The sequence below is a fragment of the Pseudoalteromonas sp. CO325X genome, assembly GCF_004208955.1.
Classification (GTDB): Bacteria; Pseudomonadota; Gammaproteobacteria; order Enterobacterales; family Alteromonadaceae; genus Pseudoalteromonas; species Pseudoalteromonas ruthenica.
The window spans coordinates 1-337 of sequence record NZ_SGPG01000048.1 but is presented as its reverse complement, the minus strand read 5'-3'; the positions used below and the strand labels follow the sequence as shown (position 1 = coordinate 337).

At 49.3% G+C, this 337-nt stretch carries 2 tRNA genes and 1 rRNA gene; all 3 read left to right on the top strand.

The window, feature by feature from the left end:
• Positions 1-53 (top strand): 16S ribosomal RNA (locus tag EXT46_RS18965); the annotation flags it as partial.
• Positions 54-132: 79 nt separating this feature from the next.
• Positions 133-209: transfer RNA gene (locus EXT46_RS18715), tRNA-Ile, on the top strand.
• A 53-nt stretch (positions 210-262) separates the two neighbouring features.
• Positions 263-335: transfer RNA gene (locus tag EXT46_RS18710), tRNA-Ala, on the top strand.
• The last annotated feature ends 2 nt before the right edge of the window (positions 336-337 follow it).

Below are 337 nucleotides of genomic sequence, written 5' to 3'. Positions count from 1 at the left end.
TGAAGTCGTAACAAGGTAGCCCTAGGGGAACCTGGGGCTGGATCACCTCCTTATACGATTTAGAACTGATTTGTTCGTAGTGTCCACACAGATGATTGCTGATTAGAAATTAGAGAACAAACATGATTGTTTGGGTCTGTAGCTCAGCTGGTTAGAGCGCACGCCTGATAAGCGTGAGGTCGGTAGTTCAAGTCTACTCAGACCCACCACTTTGCCTCAACGCAAAGACCGGTTAAAAACAACTCATGTATCCTAGTAATGTGGGGCTATAGCTCAGCTGGGAGAGCGCCTGCCTTGCACGCAGGAGGTCAGCAGTTCGATCCTGCTTAGCTCCACC